The 20724-nt window shown below is 66.6% G+C and carries 17 protein-coding genes; 11 read left to right on the forward strand and 6 right to left on the reverse strand.

The genetic code is table 11. The annotated features are described in order from the left end of the window. Positions 1–32: 32 nt before the first annotated feature. Positions 33–941 (reverse strand): DMT family transporter, encoded by a 909-nt coding sequence (locus U5A58_RS00930; protein WP_321959964.1) that lies wholly within the window; start codon positions 939–941, stop codon positions 33–35. Positions 942–1100: 159 nt separating this feature from the next. Between U5A58_RS00930 and U5A58_RS00935 the strand changes: the two genes are divergently transcribed. Further along, positions 1101–1574 (forward strand): Lrp/AsnC family transcriptional regulator, encoded by a 474-nt coding sequence (locus U5A58_RS00935; protein WP_321907495.1) that lies wholly within the window; start codon positions 1101–1103, stop codon positions 1572–1574. Between the two features lie 33 nt (positions 1575–1607). Here the strand turns inward: U5A58_RS00935 and U5A58_RS00940 are convergent, their stop codons facing one another. Then, the gene (locus U5A58_RS00940; protein ID WP_321934392.1) at positions 1608–2501 is read right to left on the reverse strand and encodes an alpha/beta hydrolase; all 894 of its coding nucleotides are present in this window, start codon (positions 2499–2501) and stop codon (positions 1608–1610) included. A gap of 293 nt (positions 2502–2794) precedes the next feature. Here U5A58_RS00940 and U5A58_RS00945 point away from each other — a divergent pair, with 293 nt between their 5' ends. After that, a complete protein-coding gene (locus U5A58_RS00945; protein WP_321959965.1) occupies positions 2795–3766 on the forward strand; it encodes a nitronate monooxygenase family protein in 972 nt (323 codons plus the stop codon). 12 nt (positions 3767–3778) lie between these two features. Here U5A58_RS00945 and U5A58_RS00950 read toward each other — a convergent pair whose 3' ends face one another. The 3 genes from U5A58_RS00950 to U5A58_RS00960 all read right to left on the reverse strand — a co-directional run bounded on the left by U5A58_RS00950 (position 3779) and on the right by U5A58_RS00960 (position 7133). Further along, positions 3779–4753 carry a LysR family transcriptional regulator gene (locus U5A58_RS00950; RefSeq protein ID WP_321959966.1) on the reverse strand — a complete coding sequence of 325 codons (975 nt, stop codon included), beginning with the start codon at positions 4751–4753 and terminating at the stop codon, positions 3779–3781. A gap of 193 nt (positions 4754–4946) precedes the next feature. Next, positions 4947–6044 carry a porin gene (locus U5A58_RS00955; protein ID WP_321907490.1) on the reverse strand — a complete coding sequence of 366 codons (1098 nt, stop codon included), beginning with the start codon at positions 6042–6044 and terminating at the stop codon, positions 4947–4949. Between the two features lie 534 nt (positions 6045–6578). Beyond that, positions 6579–7133, reverse strand: a complete 555-nt coding sequence (locus tag U5A58_RS00960; RefSeq protein WP_321907488.1) for a hypothetical protein — start codon at positions 7131–7133, stop codon at positions 6579–6581. A gap of 591 nt (positions 7134–7724) precedes the next feature. Here U5A58_RS00960 and U5A58_RS00965 point away from each other — a divergent pair. Next, the gene (locus U5A58_RS00965; RefSeq protein ID WP_321959968.1) at positions 7725–8777 is read left to right on the forward strand and encodes a bile acid:sodium symporter family protein; all 1053 of its coding nucleotides are present in this window, start codon (positions 7725–7727) and stop codon (positions 8775–8777) included. Between the two features lie 231 nt (positions 8778–9008). After that, entirely contained in the window at positions 9009–10865 is a 1857-nt protein-coding gene (locus U5A58_RS00970) for a phosphodiesterase (protein WP_321959969.1), read from the forward strand. Positions 10866–10973: 108 nt separating this feature from the next. Here U5A58_RS00970 and U5A58_RS00975 read toward each other — a convergent pair whose 3' ends face one another. After that, positions 10974–11129: a DUF3309 family protein gene (locus U5A58_RS00975; protein WP_042296285.1), complete on the reverse strand. Its 156-nt coding sequence runs from the start codon at positions 11127–11129 to the stop codon at positions 10974–10976. Positions 11130–11359: 230 nt separating this feature from the next. On the opposite strand from U5A58_RS00975, the gene U5A58_RS00980 reads away from it, so the two are divergent. The 7 genes from U5A58_RS00980 (at position 11360) to U5A58_RS01010 (ending at position 20699) form a co-directional block, all read left to right on the forward strand. Next, positions 11360–12424, forward strand: a complete 1065-nt coding sequence (locus tag U5A58_RS00980; protein ID WP_321959970.1) for a LacI family DNA-binding transcriptional regulator — start codon at positions 11360–11362, stop codon at positions 12422–12424. A 63-nt stretch (positions 12425–12487) separates the two neighbouring features. Next, positions 12488–13813 (forward strand): AGE family epimerase/isomerase, encoded by a 1326-nt coding sequence (locus U5A58_RS00985; protein WP_321959971.1) that lies wholly within the window; start codon positions 12488–12490, stop codon positions 13811–13813. Between the two features lie 16 nt (positions 13814–13829). After that, the gene (locus tag U5A58_RS00990) at positions 13830–14813 is read left to right on the forward strand and encodes a carbohydrate kinase (RefSeq protein WP_321934395.1); all 984 of its coding nucleotides are present in this window, start codon (positions 13830–13832) and stop codon (positions 14811–14813) included. 261 nt (positions 14814–15074) lie between these two features. Further along, on the forward strand, positions 15075–15296 hold the full coding sequence (locus tag U5A58_RS00995; protein ID WP_028201740.1) for a hypothetical protein: 222 nt from the start codon (positions 15075–15077) through the stop codon (positions 15294–15296). A gap of 105 nt (positions 15297–15401) precedes the next feature. Next, positions 15402–15647: a hypothetical protein gene (locus U5A58_RS01000; RefSeq protein ID WP_042265602.1), complete on the forward strand. Its 246-nt coding sequence runs from the start codon at positions 15402–15404 to the stop codon at positions 15645–15647. Between the two features lie 294 nt (positions 15648–15941). Further along, positions 15942–16880: an ion channel gene (locus U5A58_RS01005; RefSeq protein WP_321960229.1), complete on the forward strand. Its 939-nt coding sequence runs from the start codon at positions 15942–15944 to the stop codon at positions 16878–16880. A gap of 213 nt (positions 16881–17093) precedes the next feature. Continuing rightward, positions 17094–20699 (forward strand): indolepyruvate ferredoxin oxidoreductase family protein, encoded by a 3606-nt coding sequence (locus U5A58_RS01010; protein WP_321959972.1) that lies wholly within the window; start codon positions 17094–17096, stop codon positions 20697–20699. Positions 20700–20724: the final 25 nt, after the last annotated feature.

The following is a 20724-nucleotide window of genomic DNA, read 5'->3' on the forward strand; positions in this document are numbered from 1 at the left end:
CACAGGTGCGTCAGGCGCACCTCAGGCGTCAGTTACGCCGAACGCGCGTCGCGCCGTTGCGGCACGATCCGCCAGCCGAGATTCACGCCCGCCGCCGCGACCAGGATCAGCGCGGCGCCCACCACCTGGATCCACGCGAGGCGCTGACCGAACGCGAACCAGTCCACGAGGATCGCGACCACCGGGTAGATGAACGAGAGCGCGCCTGTCATCGCCGTGGGCAGCTTCTGGATCGCGCCGTAAAGCAGCACGTACATGATGCCCGTGTGCACGACGCCGAGCGTGACGAGCTGCGCCCAGTGCAGCGGCGTGGCCGGCAGCGTACCGTAGTGGATGAACGGCGCGAGCACGAGCGCGCCGAAGGCGAGTTGCACGAGCGCGAGGAGATGCGGTGGCGTGCCCTTCAGATGCCGCGTGATGATCGACGAGATTGCGTAGAGAAACGCCGCGCCCGCCGCGTAGGCCACGCCTTGCAGATACTCGCCGGGCACCGCGAGCACGGCGGGCTGCACCTCGACCACGCACACGAGGCCAAGGAAGGCCACCGCGAGCCACGCGAGCGTCGAGGCGCTCACGCGCTCGCGCAAAATGACCACGCCGAGACCGACGAGCATGAAGGGCTGCGTGTTGTAGACGGCCGTAGCCATGGAGATCGAAGCACGCGAATAGGCGGCGAACAGCAGCACCCAGTTCGCGACGATGGCTGCGCCCCCCAGCACGGCGAGCGCAAGCGTGCGCAGCGGCAGATGCTTGCGGCGCAGCAGGCCGAGCGCGGCGCATACGAGCGTGAGCGTCGCGCCGCCGAGTACGCAGCGCAAGAAGGCGATATTGATCGGTGCCTGCCGCGAGGCGACCACGAGCCAGCCGATGGTGCCGGACATCAGCATCGCGACGATCATCTCCGCCGCGCCGCGGCGAATTTCGGGAGTGGTGGAAGACATCAGCTTGCATCCTCTAAATGGCGGACAAAGGGCGCGCAGCCCTTCGCATCTGCCAGCCAGTTTATCGGCTGCAAGGCGGGGAATACATGGCTAAACTTAGGCGAAAGGCAACACTTGCCTTCGATTGAAAGGCTAACCTGGCGGAGCACCCGCGCGATCATGAACCGACGTCCCAACCCAACGCCCGCCGCCGCGCCGCTCGACGACATCGACCGCATGCTGCTCGCGGCGCTCGCCGAGGACGCCCGGGCGAGCGTCGCCGAACTGGCCAAGCACGTGGGGCTTTCGGCGCCGAGCACGTCCGAGCGGCTGCGCCGGCTCGAAGCGCAAGGTGTGATCGGCGGCTATACGGTGCAGATCGATCCGCGCGCGCTCGGCTACACGCTGCAGGCCATCGTGCGCGTGAAGCCGCTGCCCGGGCAATTGCATCTGGTGGAAGAGGTGCTGCGGCGCATTCCCGAATTCGTGGAGTGCGACAAGGTCACGGGCGACGACTGCTTCATCGCCCGGCTTTATCTGCACTCGATCGAACAGCTCGACGAGATTCTCGCGAAAGTCACCGAGCGCGCCGAAACCAGCACGGCCATCGTCAAGTCCACACCAGTGCCGCGCCGACTGCCGCCGCTGAGCTGATGCAGTGGTGCGGCGGCCAGGCGCCGCCGCCGCTCATTGCTCCGTAGTCTCGAAGAACGCCAGCATCTCCTCGACCAGCGCCTCGCTCGCCTCCTCGGGAATGTAGTGGCCGCACGGCAGCGCGCGCCCACTCACGTCGCGCGCCACCTTGCGCCATTCGGCGAGCGGGTCGAAGCAGCGCTCGATCACGCCTTCCGCGCCCCACAGCACACGCAGCGGACACGCCACCTTGTTGCCGCGCTCGAGGTCGGCGCGGTCGTGCTCGAGGTCGATGGTCGCGGAGGCGCGGTAGTCCTCGCACATCGCGTGCACCGCGCCCGGCTGGCGCAGCGCCGCGCGGTAGGCGCCGAGCGCCTTCGGCGCGAAGGGTGCGAGTCCCGCGTGGCGGCTGCCCATGACGCGCTCGATATAGACGTCGGGGTTCGCTTCGATGAGCGTTTCCGGCAACGGCTCGGGCTGGATCAGGAAGAACCAGTGGAAGTAGAGCGTGGCGAATTCGCGGTCGGTTTGCTCGTACATGGCGAGCGTGGGCGCGATGTCGAGCAGCATGAGCCGTTCGACCGCGTTCGGGTGGTCAAGCGCCATGCGATGCGCGACGCGCGCGCCGCGGTCGTGTGCGCAGACCAGAAAGCGCTCGTGGCCGAAGTGGCGCATCACCTCGACCTGGTCGGCCGCCATCGTGCGTTTCGAATAGGCGGCGTGGGTGTCGTCGCTGGCCGGTTTCGAGGAGGCGCCGTAGCCGCGCAGATCCGTCGCGATGACGGTGAAATGCTGTGCGAGCGCCGTGGCGCACCGGTGCCAGATCATGTGAGTTTGCGGATGGCCGTGCAGCAGCAATAGCGGCGGTCCGTCGCCGCCCTTCACGCCGCAGATGTCTACGCCGCCCGCAGTGCGAACGGTGAAAGGCTGGAATCCGTCGAAGGGCATGGGGCTCGTCTCTTGTGTTTGTTGGTCTGCGGTCATTGTATGAGGCGAGCACAACTCGCAAACGTGCTTTTGGGCCCACAACGGTAGAAACCGAACACTCCCTCGAATGCCGCGCGAGAGATGCCCGAACAACCCCAAGCCTATAATCGAACGGCCGTTTTCGCGATCGAATCACGTCGCGATTTCCTGTGCGATTGCGCCTGATCAAGTTAAATCGCGCCCAGTCGATACCGGCACCCCATTCGCGTGCGCCCGCCGCGCCACCTGCCGAAGCGCCGCAAGGAGACCTCCCCATGGCACTGCCCGCCGTCCTGCAAAACCTCTCGCTGCCCGTCGTGGGCTCGCCGATGTTTATCGTCAGCTACCCGCAGCTGGTGCTCGCGCAGTGCAAGGCGGGCATCGTCGGGTCGTTTCCGGCGCTCAACGCGCGACCTGCCGAGGAGCTGGGTGTCTGGCTCACGCAGATCCGGGAGGAACTCACCGCGTACAAGGCCGCGAACCCCGAAGCCGTCATCGGGCCGGTCGCCGTGAACCAGATCGTGCATCAGTCGAATGCGCGGCTCGAGCACGACGTGCGCGTGTGCGTCGAGCACCACGTGCCGATCTTCATCACGAGCCTGCGCGCGCCGCCGCGCGAACTGCTCGACGCCGTGCACGGCTACGGCGGCATCGTGCTGCACGACGTCATCAACCTGCGCCATGCCGCCAAGGCGCTCGAAGCGGGCGTGGACGGCCTGATCCTCGTGGCCGCGGGCGCGGGCGGCCATGCCGGCACAATCTCGCCGTTCGCGCTGGTGGGCGAAGTGCGGCGTATCTTCGACGGCCCGATCGTGCTGTCGGGCGCGATCGCCAACGGCGGCTCGATCCTGGCCGCCCAGGCCATGGGCGCGGATCTCGCCTACATGGGCACGCGCTTCATCGCGACCAAAGAAGCGCACGCGGTGGAGGACTACAAGCACGCCATTCTCGAAGCGAAGGCCGCCGACATCGTCTATACGAACCTCTTCACCGGCGTGCACGGCAACTACATCCGCGAGAGCATCGTGAACGCCGGGCTCGATCCGGATGCGCTGCCCGAGTCGGACAAGACGAAGATGGATTTCGGCGCGGGCACCTCGAAGGCGAAAGCCTGGAAAGACGTGTGGGGCGCAGGCCAGGGCGTGGGCCTGATGGACGACGTCCCCTCCGTGGCCGATCTCATCGAGCGCCTGAGGCGTGAGTACGAAGAGACGAAAGCGCGGCTCGGTGTGAGCCGCTCGGCGTAGCGAGGGCCAACGTCAGCGCGCCGTGACAGCGCTTCGTGCAGCGTCGGCATTGACCGCCGCCGCGCGGATCGCCTCCACGCCCGGCCACAGTTCGCGCTCCGAAAAGCGCGCGGCGAGGAAGTCGACGAACGAGCGCACCTTCGCCGAAAGATGGCGGCGGCTCGCGTACACGGCATAGATCGGCAGCTCGCGCGGCGGCAGCGCGTCGACGAGCAGCGGCACGAGGCGCCCTTCGGCGATATCGTCGCCCACCACCTCGGTGCCGAGCATCGAGAGCCCGCCGCCCTGCAACACCACCACGCGCAGCGCCTCCAGGTGATTGACGATGAGGTTGCCGCCCGGCTTCGGCTTCACGCCGCCCGCGCCCTCCGCGAACGGCGCGAGTTCCTGGGCCGACGCCCCCGCGTACTGAACGAAGTTGTGCCGGGCGAGATCGGCCACGGTCTTCGGCACGCCGTGGCGGCGCAGGTACTCCGGCGACGCGCACAGCACGATGTGCGCGGTGGCGAGCGGCCGCGCGATCAGCGACGACGACTTGAGCCCCGAAGGCGCGGCGCGGATCGCCACGTCGAAACCCTCGTCGATCAGCTCGACCACGCGGTCGGAGAGCGTGATGTCGACGGTCACCTGCGGGAATCCGGCTGCGTAGTCGGCAACCGCGCCCATCACATGACGCAGCCCGAACGCCGTGAGCGACGACACGCGCAGCCGCCCTTGCGGCACGACGCTCGCCGCGCCCACCGCCTGGCCGGCTTCGTCGAGCTCGGTGAGCGCCAGCGCCACGCGCTCGTAATACTCGCGCCCCGCCTCGGTGGGCGCGACGCGGCGCGTGGTGCGGTTCAGCAAACGCGCGCCAAGCTGCTGCTCCAGATGCATCACATGCTTGCTCGCCATCGCGGCGGACATGTCCATGCGCTCGGCCGCCGCGACGAAGCTGCCCGCCTCCACCACCTGGCGGAACACTTTCATGCTGACGAGGGTATCCATGGTGCGGCCTTCAACTCGAACATAAATAAACGGGAATCAATCGTCGATATTTTCCTCGTTTTATCAAACGCGGGTGTTGAAACGCGCAGGTACGCCTGGCATCTGGCCGTCCAGAAAGCAAAAAACCCCGCGCTGCACGCAGCGCGGGGTTTGGCTGTCGAACCTTGAACGTCGACCTGAGCGGCAGCGCCGGTCAGAACTTCGCGCGCAGACCCACGCCGTAGGTCTGGCCGCTCGACATGTTGTCGAAGTGGTCGTACATGTACGCCGCGTAGACGTCGGTGCGCTTCGAGAGCGGATAGTCGTAGCCGATGGCCGCCGTCTGGCGCGTCTGGTTCAGGCCGCCGCCGTTGCGCGAGTAGGCGTACGAAGCCATGACCGTGCCCGGGCCGACGGGCGCCGTCACGCCACCCTGCGCCGTGTTCACGTGCCAGCTGCCTTCCTGCTGCCAGTTCGCCGTGTACATGTACTGGCCGAAGAACTTCACGAACTTGAGATCGTACGAGAGACCGAGCTGTGCGACGCCCTGGCTCTTCAGGCCGACGATGGTCGTGTCGCCGCTCACGATGCTGCCGATGTCGCCCGGCGTGTTGTTGAAGTTCACGTACTGATAAACGGCGGTGGCCGCGAACGGGCCATGGAAGTACAGGCCCTGCACGCTCCACTTCTTCGAGCCGTTCGAGCCGGCCTGGTTGCCGAACGCGTACATCGCCGAGCCCGAGAGGCCGTTGAAGTTCGGCGTGGAGTACTGGACCGCGTTGTTCCAGCCCGAGTCGCCCACCACGCCCTGGTCGGTCGTGTAGGTCGGGAACGTCGAGAGGCCGAGGTACACGTGGTACACCATCGGCGAGAAGGTGTACGAATCGCCAAACGGGTTGAAGAGAATCGTCGAGACGAACAGTTGCGTCGTCAGGCGCCCTGCCGTGACCGTGCCGTACGGCGACTCGAGGCCAACGTACGCGTTGCGCGCGAAGAACGTGTCGCCTTCGAAGCGGCCGAACTGGCCGTTCTGTGCGCGGAAGAAGCTTTCCAGCGTGAAGATCGCCTTGTAGCCGCCACCCAGGTCCTCAGAGCCCTTCATGCCCCAGTACGACGTGGACATGCCGCCGCCGCCCACGTTCCAGGCGGTCTGGCCGCCCGGAAATTTCGTCGCCCCGACCCATTCGTCAACCTGGCCATAGAGCTGGACGCTCGACTGCGCAAACGCCGACGAGGACGCGGCGGCAAGAACAGCGGCGAGCGCGCTCGCCTTGAGGGTGGTGCGCAGCACGCGGCTGACCGTTGTATTCATGGGTTCTCCAGTCTTTGTCAAAAAAAGGTGTCGGGCGGCTGAGGCGCTCGCGCAAAGCTTTGTTTTTTCGTCGTTCGCAGGCGTGGCCGTTCTGGGCGGATCCATCTTTGCGGACCATTTATGTGGTCAAAAATAAACGGTGTTATTGCCGGTATATCGGGCGGATTAGTTTGCCGTCCAAAAGACCTGTTTAATCGCTGTCGACTCTGCCTTGCGCTGCGCTGCATCACCGCGACGCGCAGCCTGCCGGGCCGCGCCCAGCGGGGCGCTCCCGCACGCGCGGGGGCTGCCGGTGACGCGCCGCCGAAACGAAAGCGAGATTTCAGACGAAAGGGATCTGTATGACGAGAGATTTCCAAAAAAGTGTGGTATCCACGCGTCAGTTTTCGTAACGTGGACAAACCGGGCTTGTTTTGGACGTGTTTCGGCGGCGCTAGCAGGTCAGTGCCTGAAGCGAATCAACGGTAGAAAACGGGAGAAAAGCGCAGAAAGCGTGAGGCGGGGAGAAAGCGAAAGCGGCCGCGAGGGCAGCGCTTAATTGCGGTAAGGCGAGGGCATGGGCGGGCGCGGGACCTCGCCGCCGTTGCGCGGGAACGGCCGGTAGGTACCGCCGCGCTCTTCGTTGTAACGGGCAACGTCTTCGCGGATCGAGCCCGCGCGCACCGGCGAGTCGGCCGGCGGATGCGGCACCTGGCGCGTTTCCGCGCTCACGGGCGTAATGGGGTTGCCGCGGGGATAGCCGCCGTAGCCGCCGAACGGCGTGCCATAGCTGTAGTCGCGGCGGGGAGCCTGTTGCTGGACTTGCCCTTGCCACTGGTTCGGCGCACGGTTGCCGCCGCGTTCATAGCGGCCGCCCTGATCGGCCACGCGCATGGGCGCTGCGGCGGGGCCGCGGGCGCGCTCGGGGGCGCCGTGGTAGCCGCCGCCCCACGACATGCCGGCCCGCGGCGCGGGCATCGAATGCATGGCAGGCATCGAATGCATGGCGGGCATGGAAGGCGCGCGCGCAAAGCCGCCGCCCCCGCCGTGCCCCGAAAAACCGGGCTGAGCATGGGCGAGCGCAACGAGGGCCGCTAATCCGGCCCCCAAGATCCACTGTCCCAGTTTTGACAACCCTGCGTGCATTGTGACGTTTCGCCTGCCCGACGTTTGCGCTTGGCAACCCGCCACTCGGGCCATGGCGGGCCAGTCCCGGGACGCACGCCGCGCAGCGCGTAACGATTGCCGCCACAACGATTCCGGGCGTCCCTTTGACGGTAATTTATGGGCGTGCCGAATGGGTGTCGAGCCAAAAGATGTTATGCCGCCCGAAGGGTTGTAACACCATGTTACTGCTGGGTTTTCTGGCTCCGGACGCGGCCCGGGAAGGCCGTCCGGCAAGGCTCTTCGGGCAGCCAGGGGAGCGCTCCGCTTGATGCTTGAGCAAGGGCTCAACATCTGAAGAATGCGCGGACTCCTGACGACTTTTGCGGCGCGCGAATGCCCCTCGCACGTCGATGAGGAATCCGGCATAAACGAGTCATCGATCTTGACGATCCATGCGTATCCGTCATCAATCGATGCTTCAAATGAATTTGCTTTTTCAATCGGCTTGCGCCGACAATAGGCGTTCCGATTCACTCGTTGCACGCACACCGATTGCGCGCAGCCAGCGCCCAGGCGCGCACTAGAGATTGTCCGATGGCACGTCCGAAATTCCTGCCCGATAACTTCACCCTTTGCCTTGTCGGCACGGTGATTCTTGCGAGCCTGTTCCCGGTGCACGGCCAGGCCGCCACCGGTTTCAACTGGCTGACCAATGTCGCGGTCGGCCTGCTGTTCTTCCTGCACGGCGCCAAGCTTTCGCGCGAGGCGATCGTCGCCGGCGCGACGCACTGGCGGCTGCACATCGTCGTCCTGCTCAGCACCTTCGTGCTCTTTCCCGCGCTGGGGCTCGCGCTTAAGCCCGTGCTTTCGCCGCTCGTCACCCCGGCGCTCTACGCGGGCGTGCTGTTCCTCTGCACGCTGCCCTCCACGGTGCAGTCGTCCATCGCCTTTACCTCGATGGCGCGCGGCAACGTGCCTGCAGCCGTTTGCAGCGCTTCGGCGTCGAGCCTGATCGGGATCTTCGTCACGCCCGCGCTCGTGAGCCTGATCGTCACGAACCAGAACGCGGGCGGCGGGTCGGCCTGGCACACCGTGTGGAACATCGTGCTGCAACTGCTCGTGCCGTTCGTGGCGGGCCAGTTGCTGCGCCCGGTGATCGGCCGCTGGATCGAGCGCAACAAGGGTGTGCTCAAGTTCGTCGATCAGGGCTCGATCCTGCTCGTGGTGTTCGGCGCATTTTCCGAGGCCGTGAACGAAGGGCTTTGGCATCACATTCCGCTCGCCGCGCTCGGCGGGCTGCTCGTCGTGAACGCGGTGCTGCTCGCGCTGGCGCTTGGCATCACGATTTACACGAGCAAGAAGCTCGGGTTCTCGCGCGCCGACCAGATCACCATCATTTTCTGCGGCTCGAAAAAGAGCCTCGCGGCCGGCGTGCCGATGGCGAAGGTCATCTTCGCCTCGAACGCCGTGGGCGCGGTCGTGCTGCCGCTCATGCTGTTCCACCAGATCCAGCTCATGGTGTGCGCGGCGCTCGCCCAACGCTGGGGCGCCCGCGACATGAGCGCCGAGCGCGCCGCCAGCGCAGGCGACGAATCGCGCGCCGGCGCGGGTGAGCGCACGACGACTGCTACGGCCGCGCGCCGGTAAGCGCCAACGAGCTTCTTCGTTCAGGGCGGCGAGCAATCGTCGCCCTGCTGCAGCAAACGCCGCGGCCAGCTCGCGGCGCACCCATCTCTGCCTCCAGCCCCTCCCCCGCGTTCCGCCCGCATGCGCCGCACGTTCAAAACGTGGGCTTCGCGGCACTGTCACCAAAATTTCATTTAATTCATCCGATGATATGCCGTTAAGTTCAACGTCTTCGCCCGTTCTGGCCTGTCCATGTCTGCGTCTGCTCGCGCGCCACTCCATCACGCCACGCCCGGCGTCGGGGCACTGATCGCCCAGCGCCAGCTACGCGCGGTCTTCCAGCCCATTGTCGATTTCGACGGTGGCGCGATCCTCGGCTATGAGGGCCTCATTCGCGGGCCGGCCGGCTCGCCGCTCGAAACGCCCGCCGCCCTCTTCGCGCGCGCCGGCGACGAACACTGCACCGCCGCGCTCGAACGCGCGGCCGCCCGCACCTGCATCGAAACGTTCGCCGGGCTCGACTGCCCCGGCAAGCTGTTCCTCAATTTCAGCGCCGACGCACTGCGCCAGCTCACCGCTGCCGGCGACGCCGCGCTTGCACTCTTCGACGGCCCGATCGATCCGACGCGCTTTGTGATCGAACTCACCGAGCAGAGCGCCATCCACGACCTGCGCAACTTCTCGCCCGTGGTCGAAACGTTGCGCGCGGCGGGCGCCCAGTTCGCGCTCGACGACTACGGCACCGCCAACGCCAGCCTCAACCTCTGGGTGCAGCTGCAGCCCGATGTCGTGAAGATCGATCGCTTCTTCATCCATGACATCGCCCACGACGCGCTCAAGTTCGAAGCCGTGCGCGCCATGCAGCATTTCGCGCAGGCGAGCGGCGCGCGCCTCGTGGCGGAAGGCATCGAGAACGCCGCCGACCTGATCGTGCTGCGCGACATGGGTATCGACTGCGGCCAGGGCTTTTTCTTTGGCCGCCCCAACGGAGAGCCGCTGCGCGTGCTCGCACGCGAAGCGCGCGAAGCGATTCGGGCGGACCATATCGCCGTGTTCCCCGAGGCCACGCGCAGCGCCGCCACGCAGCCGGCGGGCGGCGGCGCGCCCGCCAGCAAGATGCTCGTGCGCGCGCCCGCGCTGCCGCGCCACGCAACCAACAACGACGTGCTCGAACTGTTCAACGGCCAGCCCGATCTGCACGCGGTGGCCGTGGTGGAAGACGAAGCGCCCGTTGCGCTCATCAACCGGCGCGCGTTCATGGACCGCTATGCGCTGCCCTACCACCGCGAGCTGTTCGGCAAGAAGGCCTGCCTGCAATTCGCCAACGCGCAGCCGGTGCTGATCGAGCAGTCGATGAGCGTCGAGCAGATGGCCACGCTCCTCGCGAGCGACGACCAGCGCTATCTCGCCGATGGCTTCGTGATCACCGACAACGGCCGCTATGCCGGACTCGGCACGGGCGAAAGCCTCGTGCGCGCGGTGACGGAGGTGCGCATCCAGGCCGCGCGTTACGCGAATCCGCTCACCTTCCTGCCGGGCAACATTCCGATCAGCTCTCATATCGAGCGCCTGCTCTCGCACGACGCGGGCTTTCACGCGTGCTACGTCGACCTGAACCTGTTCAAGCCCTTCAACGATCAGTACGGCTACTGGCAAGGCGACGAGGTGCTCAAGTTCGCCGCGACGGTGCTCGCCGACGCCTGCGACCCCACACGCGACTTCCTCGGCCATGTGGGCGGCGACGACTTCCTGATCCTGTTCCAGAGCGAGACGTGGCGCGAGCGCGCGCGCCAGGCGATCGAAGCGTTCAACGAAGGCGCGCAGCGCTTCTACGCGCCGGGCGACCGGCTCGCGGGCGGCATTCACGGCGAGGATCGCTATGGCAGCGCGACCTTCTTTACCTTCGTGACGATGGCGATAGGCTGCGTGCGCGTCGCGCCGGGCGAAGGCGCACAGCACAGCAGCGACGCCATCGCTTCGCTCGCGGCCCTCGCCAAGCGCCGCGCGAAACAGGAAGCCAGCGGACTCGTCGTGATCGACGGCAGCACGAGCGCCGACCTCCTCCCCACGCTTGGCCCGACAGCAGGCGAAGGCGCCAACGCGTCATAACGGCGGGAATCTTCCCCGGCGGCAGCCCCAAAAAAGCGCGGGCCGGCCGCGCGGCTCATGCCGCGCGCCGGCCCGTTCTGCTTTTGTTTCCTCGCCGCTACGCCGTCGCTAGATCGTCCCCATCAACACCAGCACGACCACCACGATAACGACGATGCCGAGCGTGCCCGAAGGCGCGTAGCCCCACGAGCGGCTGTGCGGCCACGCTGGAAACGCGCCAATGAGCAGCAGGATCAGAATGACCAGAAGCAGGGTGCCGAGCATGATGCCTCCGTACGTCGATTGTGAATGCCCGAGCTTCCGCAATCGCCATACCCGCAACCGTTTAGTTATTTTTACTAAACACACAAGTTTGCGTTTATTTCATTGTTTACTGGTATTTACCTGGAATTTGAGGCGTAGATCCGGGTTTTTTGGACCGATTTTTACTATACAATCGCCGCACACCTGACCACTCCCGGAACGCTCACCGCGCTCACCGCAAGCCAGGAACCATGGGGACAACCATTCGTGACGTCGCGCAGGCCGCCAACGTGTCGATCGGCACCGTGTCGCGCGCGTTGAAAAACCAGCCAGGCCTTTCCGAAGCCACGCGCGAACGCATCGTCGAAGTCGCGCGCACGCTCGGCTATGACTGCGCGCAACTGCGCCCGCGCATTCGCCGGCTCACCTTCCTGCTCCATCGCCAGCACAACAACTTCGCGGCAAGCCCGTTCTTCTCGCACGTGCTGCACGGCGTGGAAGACGCCTGCCGCGAACACGGCATCGTGCCCGCGCTGCTCACGGCCGGCCCCGCCGACGACACCGTCCAGCAGTTGCGCCTGCACGCGCCCGACGCCATCGCCGTGGCGGGTTTCGTCGAGCCGGAAATGCTCGCCGCGCTCGTCGCGCTGCAGCGGCCGCTCGTGCTGATCGACCTGTGGGCGCCGGGCCTGCGCTCGGTGAACATCGACAACGCGGCGGGCGCCGCGCTCGCCATGCAGCATCTGTTCGAACTCGGGCGGCGGCGCATTGCGTTCATCGGCGGGTCGCTCGCGCACTACAGCATCGCGCAGCGCGCGCTCGGCTACCGGCGCGCGTTCTTCGAGGCGGGCCTGCTGTTCGACCCGTCGCTCGAAACGACGATCGACGGCGGCCTCGACCCCGACACGGGCGCGTCGCTCGCCATGCAGCGCTTGATCGATGCGGCGCGCTCGGGATACCCAACCCCGCGCCCGCCGCCCGACGCCCTGTTCGCCTACAACGACGCCGCCGCGCTCGCCGCCATGCGCGTGTGCCTCGCCAACGGCCTGCGCGTGCCCGAGGACATCGCGATCATCGGTTTCGACGATATCGCGGGCGCCACGCACGCCACGCCGCCGCTCTCGACGATCGCCGTCGACAAGGAAGCGCTCGGGCGGCGCGGCGTCGAACTGCTGCTCGAAGAAGCGCCTGCCACGAGCGAGATCCGCTTGCCGGTGCAGCTCGTCGCGCGCGCGAGCACCCTGGGTGCGGCGTCATCGAATCTCGTCGCCGCGCACGCTGTCCGTCACACTGCAAGCACGCCGCAGAGCGCCTGAGGCGCTCCGCTGAAAACACGTTGAAACAACGCTGAAGCCACGTCCAAGCCAGAAGAGAACGCCATGACGACGACCGCCGACACCGCCTCCTCCGCCACCGCACATCCCGTTGCCGCGCCTGCCGTCGCGAGCTTTCGCGACCGCGGCTTCCTGCTCGGCCACGTGCAGGACACGCTGCGCTTCTACGCGCCGAACGTGCTCGATCCGTCGGGCGGCTTCTTCCACTATTTCCGCGACGACGGCTCGATCTACAACGCGCACTCGCGCCACCTCGTGAGCAGCTGCCGCTACGTCTTCAACTATGCGATGGCGTATCGCGAGTTCGGCGATCCGCAGCACCTGGAATACGCGCGCCACGGCTTGCAGTTCCTGCGCGAAGGCCACTGGGACCCGCAACTGCAAGGCTACGACTGGGAGATCGACTGGCGCGACGGCAAGAAGCGCATGCTCGACGCCACGCGCCACTGCTACGGCCTCGCGTTCGTGCTGCTCGCGTACGCGCATGCGGCAATGGCCGGCATCGAGGAAGCTCGGCCGATGATCGGCGCGACCTTCGACCTGATGGAACACCGCTTCTGGGACGGCGCGGCGGGCCTCTATGCCGACGAGGCGAGCGCCGACTGGATCGTCTCGGGCTATCGCGGCCAGAACGCCAACATGCACACGACCGAGGCGCTGCTCGCGGCCTACGAGGCGACGGGCCATCTCGTGTATCTCGACCGCGCCGAGCGCGTCGCGTCGAACATCACGCTGCGCCAGGCGAAGCTGTCGCAAGGGCTCGTGTGGGAGCACTTTCACGCGGACTGGTCGGTGGACTGGCATTACAACGAAGAAGACAGTTCGAATATCTTCCGCCCGTGGGGCTTCCAGCCTGGGCATCAAACGGAATGGGCGAAGCTGCTGCTGCTGCTCGAGCGGCACCGCCCGCTGCCCTGGCTGCTGCCGCGCGCGATCGAGCTCTTCGACGCCGCCATGGCGCACGCCTGGGACAACGATCACGGCGGCCTTTACTACGGCTTCGGGCCGGACGGCACCGTGTGCGATCACGACAAGTACTTCTGGGTGCAGGCGGAAACCTTCGCCACGGCGGCGCTGCTCGGCAAGCGCACCGGCAACGAGCGCTTCTGGGACTGGTACGACGAGATCTGGCGCTACAGCTGGGCGAATTTCGTCGATCATCGCTACGGTGCGTGGTATCGCATCCTCACCTGCGACAACCGCAAGTACAGTGACGAGAAGAGCCCCGCGGGCAAGACCGACTATCACACCATGGGCGCGTGCTACGAAGCGCTGAACGCGCTGCCCGGACGCGGCATGGCGCCGGTCGTGGGCCGCGAGGAAGCGACCGCCGCCGATGCCGGCATGACCGGCACAAGCGGCCAGAACTAAACAGAGGAAGACGACGATGAGCACCTGCAGCACCGGCCCGGACTTCTCGTCCGGCTTCCCGGCCTTCATCTCGGCCGGCGACATCCTCACCGATCTCGTGCGCACGCCTGCGCCCGAAGGCGCGCCGCACAGTTCGCCGCCGGGCGCGCCGGGCATGGACTCGCACTGGCGCGCGCACCCTGGCGGCGCGGGCTGGAACGTTGCGCGCGCGGTCGCTCGCCTCGGGCTGCCCACGGCGAGCGTGGGCGCGCTCGGCGTGGACAACTTCTCTGACGAGCTCTGGAATGCGAGCGTGGCCGCCGGGCTCGACATGCGTTTCATGCAGCGCGTGGAGCGCGCGCCGCTGCTCGCGATCGTGCATCAGACGCATCCGCCCGCGTACTACTTCATCGGCGACAACAGCGCCGACCTTGCCTTCGATCCCGCGAAGCTGCCCGAAGGCTGGCGCGCGCATGCGAAGTGGGCGCACTTCGGCTGCATCAGCCTCGTGCGCCAGCCGCTCGGCGAAACGCTCGCCACGCTTGCCGCCGAGCTGCGCGCGGCCGGCGTGAAGATCAGCTTCGATCCGAACTACCGCAACCTTATGGCGCACGGCTACGAGCCGATCCTGCGCCGCATGGCCGCGCTCGCCGATCTCATCAAGGTCTCCGACGAAGACCTGCGCATGCTGTTCGCCGGCAAGAGCGAAGCGCAAGCCATCGAAGCCGTGCGCGCGCTCAATCCGGCCGCCACGCTGCTTGTCACGCGCGGCGCGCAGGCGGCCACGCTCTACGCGGGCAACGACGTAATTGAGGCAGCGCCGCCGCGCGTCGAAGTGGCCGATACGGTGGGGGCGGGCGACGCTTCCATCGGCGGCCTGCTGTTCAGCCTCATGAGCACGCCGCAGCGCAACTGGCGCCAGCATCTCGGCTTCGCGCTCGCCGCGGGCGCGGCCGCGTGCCGCCGGCCCGGCGCGTATTCGCCGACGCTCGACGAAGTCGTCGCGCTGCTCGCCGACTGAAGGCGCACGGCAAGGTGAACTGCGAGGCGAACTGCAAGGTGAACTGCGCGGCGAACTGCGAGGCACACGCCGAGGACACGGCGCGGCGCTGACACGAAAGCGCCGCGCCGCCGTCATTTGCATGTCCCGCAGCCGCGCGGGCAACGTGCTAGCATGGAATTTCCCTCTTGTTGCGGGCGAGGCGCGACACTTGCGCGCTTCACCCTGCGCGGCCCGATCCGAGCGGCCCGCCGAGGGGTTTCCTTCCACGAGGAGCACGTTATGGAAGACGTCAGCTACACCAAGGGGATCTACACGGCCGTCGCCTCAGTACGGCCCATGAACGCCGGCCAGTACCAGGGCCTGGTCTCCCTGGCGCGCGACGACGGCGAGGAACTCGAAAACGCGGTGTATGAAGTCGAAGCCGCATCGGGCACGCCGGAAGAGGCTCTCGAAGAAGCCAAGGCACTGGCGCATCGCATTCTCGGCGAACTCGAACTGTAGGTCGCGCGTTGAAGCCGGCGCCCGCTCAGGGACGGCTGGCAGCGCTGGATGAGACGGGGGTGCTCTGCATGGGGCCGCACACGTGCGGTCATGAGGAGGTTAGCCATGTCCGAACAGCTCTTTCTATACGGCGTCTACGCCATCCACGTGCATCCGCTCGAACTGCAGGGCGCTCGCTGGGACGCCGAGTATCAGATCACGCATCGCGACAAGGCCGTGCAACCGTGGGTCACGGTCGGCGGCAACGCGGGCTTCGACGCGCCCACGCAAGCCGTGGACGCCGCACGCCGGCAGGCTATCGCCGATATCGAACACGGCGCGGGCATTCCCAAGCCGCACGGATTTCCGTAAACCCAACGCGCGCCGCGCGCCACTACCGCTCACTCCCGCCCGCGCTGCGGGCGTGAGGCGCTAGCGCATCGTCCCCGCATCGCTTCCCCCATACCGTCTTGCGGTACGCTTGACGTGTCGCGTCGTTGTCGCGTCGTTGTTGCGTTGTTGCCGCGTCGCTTTGGCATGGCTACGCTCCCTATCCCGATTCAGAACCGCAGGAACACCATGACGCCCGAAACGCCGGAGCGCGTCGCAAACCAGGAAGCGGCCCAGCAAGCCGAGGCGGCGCCGCAGGATTCGCCGGGTGTGGACATGGCCGCCTGCACGTCCGAAACACCTGCGGGACCGAAGCAGAAAGCGCGGCGCGGCACGCCGCGCAAGCTGATGGTCGGCTCGCGCGAGGTGCTCGTCTACGGCATGCCGCAGGCCTGGGGCGACTTCTATCACTCGGCGCTCACCATGCGCTGGCCCACCTTCTTCGCCTCGCTCGCGGCCCTCTTCCTGTTCATGAACGGCGTGTTCGCGTGCCTCTACCAGCTCGGCACCGCGCCCATCGCCAACCAGTACCCGAAGGGCTTTCTCGGCGCGTTCTTCTTCAGCGTGGAGACGCTTGCGACCGTCGGCTACGGCGACATGCATCCGCAAACGATCTACGCGCACATCGTCGCCACGCTTGAAATCTTCGTCGGCATGTCGGGCATCGCATTGGCCACGGGTCTCGTGTTCGCGCGCTTCTCGCGTCCGCGCGCGAAGATCATGTTCGCGCGCCAGGTGGTGGTGCACCCCATCGAAGGCCGCATGACGCTGATGGTGCGCGCCGCCAACGCGCGCCAGAACGTGATCGCCGAAGCGGGGGCGAAGCTGCGGCTCATCCGCATCGAAACCTCGTCGGACGGCTTTCGCGCGCGGCGCATTCACGACCTCAAGCTCGTGCGCGACCAGCATCCGCTCTTCACGCTGGGCTGGAATCTCATGCACGTGATCGACGAGTCGAGCCCGCTTTACGGCGCGACGCCCGAGATGCTGGCCGAACAGCACGCCACGCTCCATGTCGTGATCGAGGGCTCCGACGAGTCCACCGCGCAGACCATGCAGGCACGCTTTAGCTGGTCGGACCGGCAAATCCGCTGGCACTACCGCTACGTCGACCTGATGAGCGACGCGGACGGCGTGAGCACGATGGACTACACGCACTTTCACGATGTCGTGCCGTTCGACGGGGCGAGAGCCTTCGGGCCCCGCGTGATCTGACAGACTGCCCCGAAGACCGACGCAAACGGGACCGCGCCGAGGCAGGGAAAATCTCTCTCCAAATTCGCCCGGCGTGGGCAGGCTCTCGCGCGAATAACCGGCAGTACCGGAGAGTTAGCAAAAAATTTCCGTCATTGGCGAGAAAAAATAGAGTCTCTTTCGCCGCTCTGTGATCGGGGCCATGCGAATGCACTAGAAACGGAGACTCCCCCAATGACCGCGCGCCCCGCGTTTGGCGACACGCCGCCTCTCGCCGATTACAAGCTCACCGACAACCTCACCGCCACGCGCGGCCGCATCTTCCTGACCGGCACGCAGGCGTTGATCCGCCTGCCGCTCATGCAGCGCGCGCTCGACCGCGCGCATGGCCTGAACACGGCAGGCTTCATCAGCGGCTATCGCGGCTCGCCGCTCGGCATGGTCGACCAGCAGGCGTGGAAGGCGAAGAAACTGCTCGAAGCGGCCGACGTGCGCTTCCTGCCTGCCATCAACGAGGAACTGGGCGGCACGGCCGTGCTCGGCACGCAGCGCGTGGAAGCCGACCCGGAACGCACCGTCGAAGGCGTGTACGCGATGTGGTACGGCAAGGGCCCGGGCGTGGACCGCGCCGGCGACGCGCTCAAGCACGGCAACGCCTACGGCTCGTCGCCGCACGGCGGCGTGCTGGTCGTGGCCGGCGACGATCACGGCTGCGTGTCGTCGTCCATGCCGCACCAGAGCGACTTCGCGATGATGGCGTGGCACATGCCGGTCGTGAATCCGTCGAACATCGCCGACATGCTCGAATTCGGCCTGTACGGCTGGGCGCTCTCGCGCTACTCGGGCGCGTGGGTGGGCTACAAGGCGATTTCGGAAACGGTGGAGTCGGGCTCGACCGTCGATCTCGATGCCATCAAGACCGACTGGCAAGCACCTGAAGGTTTTACGCCGCCGCCCGGCGGCCTGCACAACCGCTGGCCCGATCTGCCGAGCCTCGCCATCGAGCAGCGTCTGGCCGCCAAGCTCGACGCCGTGCGCCACTTCGCGCGCATGAACAGCATCGACAAGTGGATCGCGCCGAGCCCGCACGCGAACGTGGGCATCGTCACCTGCGGCAAGGCGCACCTCGACCTGATGGAAACGCTGCGCCGCCTCGATCTCACCATCGAGGATCTCGATAAAGCCGGCGTGCGCGTCTACAAGGTGGGCCTGTCGTTCCCGCTGGAAATGTCGCGTATCGACGCGTTCGTCGCGGGCCTCACCGACGTGCTCGTGATCGAAGAAAAGGGCCCGGTGATCGAGCAGCAGATCAAGGACTACCTGTACAACCGCAAGGAAGGCGCACGCCCTACGATCATCGGCAAGCACGCCGAAGACGGCACGCTGCTGCTTTCCGAGCTTGGCGAGCTGCGCCCCTCGCGCATCCTGCCCGTGTTCGCCGCGTGGCTCGCGAAGCACCGGCCAGCGCTCGACCGCCGCGAACGCGTGGTGGATCTCGTCGCGCCGCAAATTCTCTCGAACGCCGCCGACGCCGTGCGCCGCACGCCGTACTTCTGCTCGGGCTGCCCGCACAACACGTCGACGAAGGTGCCCGAAGGCTCGATCGCGCAGGCCGGCATTGGCTGTCACTTCATGGCTTCGTGGATGGAGCGCGACACCACGGGCCTGATCCAGATGGGTGGCGAAGGTGTGGACTGGGCCGCGCATTCCATGTTCACGAAGATGCCGCACGTGTTCCAGAATCTCGGCGACGGCACCTACTTTCATTCAGGCATCCTCGCTATCCGTCAGGCCGTGGCGGCGAAGACCAACATCACCTACAAGATCCTCTACAACGACGCTGTGGCCATGACGGGCGGCCAGCCCGTGGACGGCAGCATCTCCGTGCCGCAGATCGCGCGCCAGGTGGAGGCCGAGGGCGTCTCGCGCTTCGTGGTGGTGAGCGACGAGCCCGAGAAGTACGACGGCCATCACGGCCTGTTCCCGAAGGGCACGACATTCCATCACCGCAGCGAACTGGACGCCGTGCAGCGCGAGCTGCGCGAAACGCCGGGCGTAACGGTGCTGATCTACGATCAAACGTGCGCGGCTGAAAAGCGCCGCCGCCGCAAGAAAGGCGAATTCCCCGACCCGGACAAGCGCCTCTTCATCAACGAGGAAGTGTGTGAAGGCTGCGGCGACTGCGGCGTGCAGTCGAACTGTCTTTCGGTCGAACCGGTGGAAACGGAACTGGGCCGCAAGCGCCGCATCGACCAGTCGTCGTGCAACAAGGACTATTCGTGCGTGAACGGCTTCTGCCCGAGCTTCGTGACCATCGAGGGCGGCAAGCTCAAGAAGGCCGCGGGGGCCGCGTTCGATCCGCAGGCGCTGGCTGCGCGCGTCAATGCGCTGCCGATGCCGGCTACGCACCTGGACAACGCGCCCTACGACATTCTCGTAACGGGCGTGGGCGGCACGGGTGTCGTGACCGTTGGCGCGCTCATCAGCATGGCCGCGCATCTGGAAGGCAAGAGCGCTTCGGTGCTCGACTTCATGGGCTTCGCGCAGAAGGGCGGCTCGGTGCTCTCGTTCGTGCGCTTCGCGGCGACCGACGCGCTGCTCAACCAGGTGCGCATCGACACGCAGCAGGCCGACCTGCTGCTCGCCTGCGACATGGTGGTGGGCGCGAGCGCCGACGCGCTGCAAACCGTGCGTCACGATCGCACGCGCATTGTCGTGAACACGCATGAGATTCCGAACGCGTCGTTCGTGCAGAACCCCGAAGCGAACCTGCACGCCGATGCGCTGCTCGCGAAGATGCGCCACGCGGCGACCAACGGCGCAACGCCCGCGCAAGATCCGCTCGCCGCGTGCGATGCGCAGGCGCTCGCACAACGCTATCTCGGCGACACGATCGGTGCGAACATTGTGATGCTCGGTTTTGCGTGGCAACTGGGCCTCGTGCCGGTATCGCTTGCGGCGCTCACGCGCGCCATCGAGCTGAACAACGTGGCCGTGAAGGCGAACCTGTTTGCGTTCTCCATCGGCCGCATGGCTGCCGCCGAGCCAGCCGCGCTCGAAGCGCTCGACTCGCAACGCGCGGCGGCTGCCAAAGCCACGGCGCGCAAGCTCACGCAAACGCTCGACGAGCTGATCGCCGATCGCGAAACGCGTCTGCTCGCCTACGGTGGGGCAAGCTATGTGAAGCGTTATCGCGCACTGGTCGATGCCGCTCGCAGCGCGGACAAGACCGCCGAGCAAACGCTCGCGCGCGCCGTCGCGACCACGTTCTATCGGCTGCTCGCCGTGAAGGACGAATACGAAGTCGCGCGCCTGCACACCGACCCGGCGTTCCGCGCCGCACTCGAAGCGCAGTTCGAAGGCACGGCGGGCAGCGACTTCACCGTGAAGTTCAACCTCGCGCCGCCGCTCATCGCGCGCGAGAAGAACGGCCAGCCGCCGCGCAAGATGCAGTTCGGCCAGTGGCTGTGGAGCGCGCTCGGGCTGCTGAAGAAGGGCCGCAGCGTGCGCGGCACGTGGCTCGATCCGTTCGGCAAGACGCTGGAGCGCCGCATGGAACGCGCACTCGCCGGCGACTACGAGGCGACGCTACGCGGTGCGTTCGCCAGCCTCACCGCTGAAAATGCCGACGACATCGCCAAGCTTGCCAACCTGCACCAGCGTGTGCGTGGCTATGGGCACGTGAAACTCGCGAACCTCGCGGCGGTGAAGCGCAGCGAGCGCGAACTGGCTGCGCGCCTTGCCATCGAGGTGAAGACCAGCGCTGCGGTGCAGGAAGCGCTCGCTTCGTTCAAGGGCGCGGGCGCGTTGCGCGGTATCCCGGTGGTGGTGGCGAAGTAAGGTGAAGTGAAGGCAGGAAGCGCGC

Source organism: Paraburkholderia sp. J7 (genome assembly GCF_905220155.1).
In the GTDB taxonomy this organism is placed as follows: Bacteria; Pseudomonadota; Gammaproteobacteria; order Burkholderiales; family Burkholderiaceae; genus Paraburkholderia.